The 616-nt window shown below is 66.7% G+C and carries 1 protein-coding gene; it reads left to right on the top strand.

The genetic code is table 11. The annotated features are described in order from the left end of the window. A partial coding sequence (locus ACU8YE_RS23915) for a solute carrier family 23 protein (RefSeq protein WP_446929826.1) occupies window positions 1–412 on the top strand: 412 nt, incomplete at its 5' end. Between the last annotated feature and the right edge of the window lie 204 nt (window positions 413–616).

The following is a 616-nucleotide window of genomic DNA, read 5'->3' as shown; positions in this document are numbered from 1 at the left end:
CACGTCGTCGACCACCGCGTACATCGAAAGCGCGTCGGGCGTGCAGGCCGGCGGCCGCACCGGCGTGACGGCGATCACCGTCGCGGTGCTGTTCCTCGCGTGCCTGTTCATCGCGCCGCTCGCCGGCGTCGTGCCGGCCTACGCAACGGCGCCCGCGCTGCTGTACGTGTCGTGCCTGATGCTGCGCGAGATGGTCGAGGTGCCGTGGGACGACGCGACGGAAGCCGTGCCGGCCGCGCTGACCGCGCTGCTGATGCCGTTCACGTATTCGATCGCGAACGGCGTCGCGTTCGGCTTCATCGCGTACGGCGGCCTCAAGCTGCTGACGGGCCAGGGCCGCACGGTCAAGCCGATCGTCTGGATCATCGCGGCCGTGTTCCTGTTCCGCTTCTTCTATCTCGGCAGCGAGTAAGCGAAGCACATCGCCGCGCCACACGATGCAACGAAAAAACGCCACCTTCGGGTGGCGTTTTCGTTTTCGCACGATTCATCCGCGATCCTGACGAATCGACGCGCACGCCCCTATCGATGGTCGACCATCCCGCCCGGCGCGCATACGAAAATGCCGCCCGGCCCCACCGAACGGCATTGCGTGAAAGGCAACGTCTTCGTGCGC

Source organism: Ralstonia sp. VS2407 (assembly GCF_052950655.1).
Note: the sequence above shows the minus strand (reverse complement) of the source record. Positions and strands in the feature narration are given on the sequence as shown.